This is a genomic window from Candidatus Desulfatibia sp., assembly GCF_036446775.1.
In the GTDB taxonomy this organism is placed as follows: Bacteria; Desulfobacterota; Desulfobacteria; order Desulfobacterales; family UBA11574; genus Desulfatibia_A.
Genome location: NZ_JAZFTO010000103.1, coordinates 1 through 8459, shown reverse-complemented (window position 1 = coordinate 8459; position 8459 = coordinate 1). Strand labels below are relative to the sequence as shown.

Here is an 8459-nt window from a genome sequence, read left to right as displayed (position 1 = left end):
GGGCTGAACGAAGGCGCCGACCAGGTGGCTTCGGCTTCAGGGCAGGTATCCACTTCCAGCCAGGAACTGGCCGAAGGCTCCGGCGAGCAGGCCGCATCTATCGAGGAGACCTCTTCCTCACTGGAAGAGATGGCCTCCATGACCAAGCAGAACGCCGATAATGCCAACCAGGCCGACAACCTCATGAAAGAGGCCAACCAGGTTGTTACCAAGGCCAACGAATCCATGACCGAACTGACGGGATCCATGGAGGAGATTTCCAAGGCCAGCGAAGAGACTTCCAAGATCATCAAGACCATCGATGAGATTGCTTTCCAGACCAACCTGCTGGCCTTAAATGCTGCCGTTGAAGCGGCGCGGGCCGGTGAGGCCGGGGCCGGATTTGCGGTCGTGGCCGATGAAGTCAGAAATCTGGCCATGCGGGCCGCCGATGCCGCCAAAAATACGGCCGATCTGATCGAAGGCACGGTCAAGAAAGTCAATGAAGGCGGAGAACTGGTGAGTACCACCAATGAGGCCTTCGCACAAGTTGCTGAAAGCTCTGCCAAGGTGGGCGAGCTGGTCGGTGAAATTGCGGCGGCCTCCAACGAGCAGGCCGACGGGATCGAGCAGGTCAACAAGGCCGTGGTGGAAATGGACAAGGTGGTCCAGCAGAATGCCGCCAATGCCGAGGAGTCCGCCTCTGCTTCCGAGGAAATGAGCGCCCAGGCCGAACAGATGAAGGGTTTTGTCGATGAACTTGTTGCGCTGGTGGCCGGCAGTGCCGGTGCCGGACAGAGAGTTACCCGGACCAAGGCTGCGGCTTCAAAAGGCGTTGCAAAGAGAGGCCTGGCAGCTATTGTAAAAAAGGTCAAAACCAAAAAAACCAAAGAAGTGGCCGTGCACCAGGCCAGGGAAGTAGGTCCTGAGCAGGTCATTCCAATGGCAGATGACGATTTTAAGGATTTTTAACTAAAAGGAAATGCATGGTGATGGCTTTTTAGGTCATCACCATGCGGCTTTATTTTTCAATTATTTAGCTGTTCCATTTTTACTTTTAACAACTGATGGTTTGTGTGAGTTTATCATGGACGTCTGCAATCCTGCGTGAAGGTTTCAGTTCGCACTGTAAAAAACTATGCTGAATCCTAATTTCCGAGGACAGATGTGGCCGAGGGGTCCACTCCTAACTAAACAAGGACTGCATCCCCTCTTTTACAAAAGCTTCTACTTTAGCAAGATCCCGGGCCTTAATCTTCTCCTTGAAGCGATTTGAGGAAATCTTTTGGGTTTTGCGCTTTTACGAGGCTTTCCCCGATTAGAAAATTCCAGATGCCTGCATTTAGATTTTTTTCAATATCCGCCCGCGTGTGTAAGCCGCTGGCGGCCACGGCGATTTGATGGGGCTCAAACAGCGATTTCAGACGAATGGCGGTCTCAATATCGGTTTCAAAAGAACGCAGGTTGCGGTTATTGATTCCGATCAGCCTGGCTCCGGATCTGGTGGCTGTTTCAAGATCTTTTTCCGTATGGATTTCAACCAGGACGTCCAATTTGAGTTCAGCGCAGATATCAAGGTAGTCCTTCAGTTGCTGCTGTTCGAGAATACGGACAATCAGCAAAACAGCATCTGCGCCCATCAAGGCAGATTCGTAAAGCTGGTAGGCGGAAATCATAAAATCTTTACGGAGTACCGGAAGGGTTGTGGTTTCACGTGCGCTTTTTAAATCCTGGCGGCTGCCTTGAAAAAAAGGCTGATCCGTTAGAACGGAAAGCGCTGCGGCTCCGCCCTTTTCACATTCGGATGCATATGTTACGGGGTCCAGATTTTGGCGGATAACACCCTTGGAAGGCGAAGCCCGTTTGATTTCGGCAATGATATTAACCCCCGTTGCACCGGGATGCTCAAGTCTCTTTAAAAATGAACGCCTTGTGCGAGGCATCAGCGCCTGCTCGCGAATTTGCGGTTCCGGCAGGCGTTTTTGAGCCTTGGCAACATCCAGCTTTTTATGAGCCACAATTTTACTTAAGATATCTTTACCCATTAGCCGTTTTCCTGGGTGAATGTAACCAGCGCCTCTAACTTTGCCAGAGCGGCGCCTTGATCAATCGATTCTTCCGCCAGGCGGATTCCTTCCTGGAATTCGGCTGCTTTTTCTGCCGCCACAAGGGCTGCGGCCGTATTGAGCAGGACAACATCACGCCGGGGTCCTTTTTCTCCTTTAAGAATAGCCATCGTTATTTCGGCGTTTTCTTCCGGGCTTCCGCCGGTTAAATCGTTTGAATCCGCTAAAATTCCGAAAAATTGTTCCGGATTAATATCAAAGGTGCGGATCAAGCCGTCTTTGAGTTCGGAGACGCGGGTGGGTGCGCAGACAGAAATTTCGTCCAGACCGTCATGGCCGTGGACCACAAAAGCTCTTTTGGCGCCCAGAAGCTGCAAGGCCTGGGCAAACATTTCCGTTAACTCAGGAGCGTATACGCCCAGAAGCTGGCAATTGGCGGCCGCCGGGTTTGTCAGCGGTCCCAGCATATTGAAAATACTGCGCAGCCCCACCTCTTGCCTGGCTTTGGCGGCATGCCGCATGGCGCCGTGAAAAAGCGGTGCAAACAGAAAGCCGATACCGATTTCCTGCACAGCCTCTTCCACGATTTCCGGCTGGGTATCCAGCTTTACACCCAAAACTTCGAGCAGATCGGCGCTGCCGCAGCGGCTCGATACCGAACGATTACCGTGCTTGGCGACCGTAAGACCGCAACCCGCCACCACCAGGGCAGTGGTAGTGGATATATTGAATGTATGGGCTCCATCACCACCGGTTCCGCAGGTATCCACGATGGTCGACGCTGCCGCCTGAATGCGCACGGCTTTGCGCCGCATGGCACGCGCCGCACCGGCCAGTTCCTCAAATGTTTCTCCTTTGGTGGCCAGGGCGGCCATCAATGCTCCGATCTGGGCGTCGGTTACATTGCCGGAAAAAATTTCAGTTATCATTTGCGCCATTTCGTCTGCGCTTAAATTGTTTCCCCGGACGATTTTGTTGAGATTTTCCCGAAACATTGTGTTTTCCTCCCTTATTATCATTCGTAAATTGCCACTAAGGCACCGAGGCACGAAGAAAAAATAATAAATATATCCTTTGTATCTAAAATCCCAAATTCCAAGCACCAAAAAACAAACAAGCTCCAAACTACAAGCACCAAATTCCACTTCCTAAACTATTTTCGGTCACCTGTCGAGAGCCTCTAGGTCGAACGATTGTTATTTGTTTGATATTTGGTATTTGTTATTTGGAATTTAATTAACTCCATTTGAGGTGCGCTCCTATGGGGTGAAATCAAAACCTGGTACTCTGAGCCAGGATTCTTTACTCATGTTTGTGTGCTGTTTATAAAATTTCTGAGAAGCCGTTTTCCGACCCGTGTCATGATCGATTCCGGGTGAAACTGGATCCCTTCGGTTGCATGTTGGCGATGCCGGATTCCCATGATTTCACCGTCATCGGTTTCCGAGCTGATTTCGAGGCATTCAGGAAAATTTTCCCTTGAAACGGCCAGGGAATGATAACGCATGGCCTCAAAGGGATTGCGGATGCCCTCATATATCTTTTTGCCGTCTGAATGAATCATGGAAGTTTTTCCGTGCATCAGCCGTTTGGCGGATACGACTTCTGCGCCGAAAGCGGCGGCAATGGCCTGATGGCCCAGGCACACACCTAAAACAGGGACTTTTCCGGAAAAATGCTTTATTAACGGTATAATAAGTCCCGCCGATTCCGGGCGGCCGGGACCGGGTGATATGACGATACCTTCAGGCCCCCAGGTGATGAGTTCCGCAAGGGGCAGAACGTCATTACGAACCACCTGGATCGAGGCGCCGATTTGCTCTAAGTATTGCACCAGATTATACGTGAATGAGTCATAGTTGTCGATCATCAGGATCATGGTTGTTTCTCCCAACCCGGACAAGCCGGAACCAAACAGGATAGATTAAAACTTTAACCACCTGTGCCATTTAACAAGCTGATACTGGACACTGGATGCTTGATGCTGGATAAAATAAGGATAACATCCTATTAAAATCCAGTATCCAGAAACTAGCATCAAGCATCTTATCCATAGAGGCATTACAAGGTGTTATAAAAATATTTTGCCACAAAATGCACAAATATGATCGTTAAGAAACTAAGTTATTGCAGAATTTTGTAAAAGCTGCAGCGCTTTCTGCATGGCTTTGGCTTTATTGACAACTTCCAGACGTTCTGTTTCCGGATCCGAATCAGCAACGATTCCGGCCCCGGCTTGAACCGTCAGGGTTCCGTTCTCAATGCAGGCGGTCCGGATGGTGATGGCCATGTCCATGTTGCCGTGGAACGAAATATATCCAACGGCACCGCCGTAAGGCCCCCGGGGACTTTTTTCGAGCTCGGCGATGATTTCCATGGCTCTGACTTTGGGTGCTCCGGAGAGGGTGCCGGCCGGAAAGGTCGCCTGGAGCAAATCCCAGGCATCGTATTCAGAACGAAGGTCACAGATGATGTTGGATACCAGATGCATAACATGCGAGTAGCGCTCCACGATCATCAGATCCGTAACCTGAACCGTTCCGACTTCCGCCACCCGTCCTAAGTCGTTGCGTCCCAGATCGACCAGCATCAGGTGTTCGGCTCTTTCTTTCTCATCGGAAAGAAGTTCGTCGGCCAGCGCGCGGTCCTCCTGCTCGGCTTTTCCTCTGGGCCGGGTACCGGCGATGGGGCGCAGGGTGGCGACACCGCTTTCCAGGCGTACCATGACTTCAGGAGATGAACCTACCAGGGTTACATTTTCCAAGTGAAGAAAGAATAGGTAGGGTGAGGGGTTGATGTATCGCTGGGCACGGTAAAGCGTCCAGAGGTCCGGCGGCGATTGACAGACAAAAGGCTTGGAGATTACCGCTTGGATAATATCGCCGGCAACAATATATTCTTTGGTTTTTTTGACCATATCCCGGAAGGCTTCGGCTTTCCAGGGAGCTTCCAGTTTGCAGTTGTCGGTTTCAACGATTGTATTGATCGCGGGTGCGGGCTGTTCCATTTTGCGCAGCAAAGATTGGATCCGGCGGGTTGCTGCCTGATACACTTGGTCAGAATCCTGATCCTGGCCAATAAAGGTGATGACAACCACCATCAGAGTATGCTGGATATTGTCAAAAATCAGCAATTCGTCGGGTATAGTAAAGTGGGCCAGCGGTTTGTTCTGCGGCAGCATATTTGGTATTTTTTCAAAAAATGAGACCATTTCATAGGTGATATATCCGACCAGACCGCCCCAGAACCGGGGCAGTTCCGGGACGTGTGCCGGGTGGTATTGTTTCATCAGGTTGCGCAGTTCAGCCAGCGGGTTCCCGTTGTGCACAATCTGTCTGACATGGCCGTTTTCATTGATCTCGATTACTTCCGGGTACACCCGGATATGAGCACGGGCCGAAACACCCAGAAAACTGTATCTTCCCCAGCGTTCACCGCCTTCAACACTCTCAAAGAGAAAGACAGAGTCTTTGTTTTCATAGAATTTTCTTAAAAGCGAAACCGGTGTTTGGGTATCGGCCAAAACTTCCACGCAAACTGGAATTACGTTATTTTCGCTGGCCATTTGTCGGAATTGGTCGATGTTCGGAAATTCATTAATCAGCATGGTTGTTCCTTTTCTTGTTACATTTTTGATTTACAGGTTAACAACCTCAGCCTTTTTGCGAAGAGCTTTAGAAGTTATAAATTGCTGGTGATCCAAAAGTCTTTCACCGCCCACTCGCTTCGCTCGTTAGAGACACAGAGTGCGCAGAGAAGGGATTTTTATAGAGAATCGGGAGGTGCCGATTCTCTATAAACAGCTCAGGCCTTCGGCCGGGTAATCTATTCTTCCATGGTCTCTGATCCTAAGTAGTGAAAAAAATCCAATAAATTCTGTCTAAAAATTAAAAAAAATGGGCCGTGGAGATTTACACGGCCCTTTGAAATTCAAATCATAAAGAACCGTGGGTTTAGGCTGTCCACGGTCCTTTATGATTTTTTAATTTAAATCGGGTGTATCAAGTACCGGTGGCATACCCATTATTCCAGGTTTGCCACCGCCAGCCAAAATATTGATGTTGAATTTTAATGGTTCGCATATCCTTCCTCAAAATACTTGAAATAAATTACCTGCAATGTTTATAAATTGTCAAGATTTTTTTTATATTGCCACCCCGCTTGCTGGATGGCGGGCAAGTGTGGCAAGATACCCGGGCATTAACAATAAAACAAATTTTAAGATAGGAGGAGCAGTTATGTTGTTAGTCATGGATCAAAAGGCAACCCCCGAAGAAATCGCTGCCGTGGTGGCGGCTGTTGAAGCAAGAGGATACTCAGCCCGTCCCATCCCGGGAGGGGAAAGAGTAGCCATCGGTATTTTGAATAACAAAGGGCCGGTGGATGCTTTGCTGTTTTTAGGCCTGCCGGGCGTCAGGGACGCCATTCCCGTTACCCGGCCCTATAAGCTGGTGAGTCGTGAGTTTAAACCCGAAGACACCGTGGTTCAGGTCGGTGACCTATCTATCGGCAGCGGCGCGCTGACTATCATTGCCGGACCCTGTGCCATTGAAAGCGAATCGCAGGCATTGACCATCGCCGAGCAGGTCAAACGCAAAGGTGCTCATCTTTTCAGAGGCGGGGCCTTTAAGCCCCGAACGTCTCCGTATTCCTTTCAGGGACTGGGCGAAGAAGGATTGAAGATCCTGGCGCGGGTGCGTGAAACGACCGGAATGCCGGTGGTCACTGAAGTAATGGATCTTGAAACCTTTGATCTGGTGGAACAGTACGCCGATGTAATCCAGATAGGAACCCGCAACATGCAAAACTTCAGTCTGCTGAAGCGGGCCGGACGGGCCCAAAAACCGGTTCTTCTCAAAAGAGGCATGGCGGCCACCATCGACGAATGGTTGATGGCGGCCGAATACATCCTGGAAGGGGGCAATCTCAATGTGATTTTATGTGAAAGGGGGGTGCGGACGTTTGTGCATCACAGCCGCAACACACTGGATCTTTCGGCGGTTCCCGTGGTACGCAAAGAAAGCCATCTTCCAATTATAATCGATCCCAGTCATGCTGCCGGACGCCGGGATCAGGTTATCCCATTGAGCCGGGCGTCTGTGGCTGTCGGAGCCCACGGCCTGATGGTGGAAGTGCATCACGCTCCGGATATGGCTCTTAGTGATGGGAGCCAGTCGCTTTACCCGGACCAGTTTGAGAGGCTGTGTCGCCAGGTGAATTCAATATACGAGGTCTTCAAATGATTACGGAAATTCTTGCTACCGGCCAGGAAATCCTTACCGGAACCGTCATTGACAGCAATTCAGCCCATGTAGCACAGGAGTTGGAAGAAGCCGGCCTTGAAGTTGTCAGGCACAGTTGCGTGGGTGATGATTTGGATGCGCTGGTTTCCATACTGCAAGAGATCGGCGGCCGGGCGGACATCGGGGTAGTTACCGGAGGACTTGGCCCTACGTCAGATGATATTACGGCCGAGGCCGTCGCAAAAGCGGCAAAAGTTGAACTGGCTTTAGACCCGATGGCTCTTAATGCCATTGAAGCGTTGTTCAAAGCACGCCGGCGCTGCATGAGCCCATCCAACAAAAAACAGGCCATGCTGCCCGCAGGTTCCGAATGCCTGCACAACCCCGTGGGAACCGCGCCCGGCTTTTGTCTGAAAATCGGACAATGCCTGTTTTTCTTTCTTCCCGGCGTACCGTTTGAGATGCAGCGTATGCTTGCGGATGTGGTAATACCCCGGATAGAGAAAATCCAGGGTATGGATAAAGATGTCAGGGTGGTGCAGACTATTATGACATTTGGTTTAACCGAAGCAGCGACCGGTGAGCGTCTGGACGGCTTTGCAGCCGAATTCCCCGATCTGATACTCGGTATTCGCGCGAAATTTCCAGAGATTCAGGTGAAGCTTTACGGCCGGGACAAAGATGAAAATAGTCTCGGCCAACGGATGAAAAAGGCATCCGCATGGGTCTTGGATAAAATTGGACGCTATGTATTTTCGGTTGACGGTAAAGCCATGGAAGTTATCATCGGAGAACTTCTTGGCCGGAAAAAGGCGACGCTGGCTGTTGCCGAAAGCTGTACCGGTGGACTCATATCCCATTGGTTGACCAATGTTCCCGGCAGCTCTGAATATTTTCTCTTTTCAGGTGTTACCTATTCCAACGACGCCAAAAAGAAGATATTAGGAGTCTCTTCAGAGACAATAAATCGTTGCGGTGCCGTGCACGAAGAGACCGTAAAAGAGATGGCCCAGGGAGCCCGGCGCATTGTGGGAGCAACTTACGGCCTGGCCACCAGCGGTATTGCCGGACCTGACGGCGGAAGTGCCGTCAAACCGGTTGGAACGGTTTGTATCGGCCTGGCCACAGACAGTTCTGCGGAAGCGTACCGGTTTCATTTTTCGTTTGGCAA

General features: G+C 50.5%; 7 protein-coding genes. 3 read left to right on the top strand and 4 right to left on the bottom strand.

Annotated features, from left to right (window positions below):
- Window positions 1–951: methyl-accepting chemotaxis protein (locus tag V3S16_RS04925; protein ID WP_413883560.1), on the top strand; the 951-nt coding region annotated here is incomplete at its 5' end.
- A 278-nt stretch (window positions 952–1229) separates the two neighbouring features.
- On the opposite strand, the gene trpC is transcribed toward V3S16_RS04925, so the two are convergent.
- The 4 genes from trpC to V3S16_RS04905 form a co-directional block, all read right to left on the bottom strand.
- Window positions 1230–2024, bottom strand: a complete 795-nt coding sequence (gene trpC, locus V3S16_RS04920; protein ID WP_413883559.1) for an indole-3-glycerol phosphate synthase TrpC — start codon at window positions 2022–2024, stop codon at window positions 1230–1232.
- Window positions 2024–3040: an anthranilate phosphoribosyltransferase gene (trpD, locus tag V3S16_RS04915; protein ID WP_413883558.1), complete on the bottom strand. Its 1017-nt coding sequence runs from the start codon at window positions 3038–3040 to the stop codon at window positions 2024–2026. The genes trpC and trpD overlap by 1 nt, the downstream gene beginning before the upstream one ends.
- Before the next feature lie 311 nt (window positions 3041–3351).
- Window positions 3352–3924: an anthranilate synthase component II gene (locus tag V3S16_RS04910; protein WP_413883557.1), complete on the bottom strand. Its 573-nt coding sequence runs from the start codon at window positions 3922–3924 to the stop codon at window positions 3352–3354.
- A 240-nt stretch (window positions 3925–4164) separates the two neighbouring features.
- Complete coding sequence (locus tag V3S16_RS04905) at window positions 4165–5652, bottom strand: anthranilate synthase component I family protein (protein ID WP_413883556.1); 1488 nt, start codon at window positions 5650–5652, stop codon at window positions 4165–4167.
- A 631-nt stretch (window positions 5653–6283) separates the two neighbouring features.
- On the opposite strand from V3S16_RS04905, the gene aroF reads away from it, so the two are divergent.
- Together aroF and V3S16_RS04895 are read left to right on the top strand one after the other, a co-directional pair.
- On the top strand, window positions 6284–7288 hold the full coding sequence (gene aroF / locus V3S16_RS04900; protein ID WP_413883555.1) for a 3-deoxy-7-phosphoheptulonate synthase: 1005 nt from the start codon (window positions 6284–6286) through the stop codon (window positions 7286–7288).
- Window positions 7285–8459: CinA family nicotinamide mononucleotide deamidase-related protein (locus tag V3S16_RS04895; protein ID WP_413883554.1), on the top strand; the 1175-nt coding region annotated here is incomplete at its 3' end. The genes aroF and V3S16_RS04895, both read left to right, overlap by 4 nt.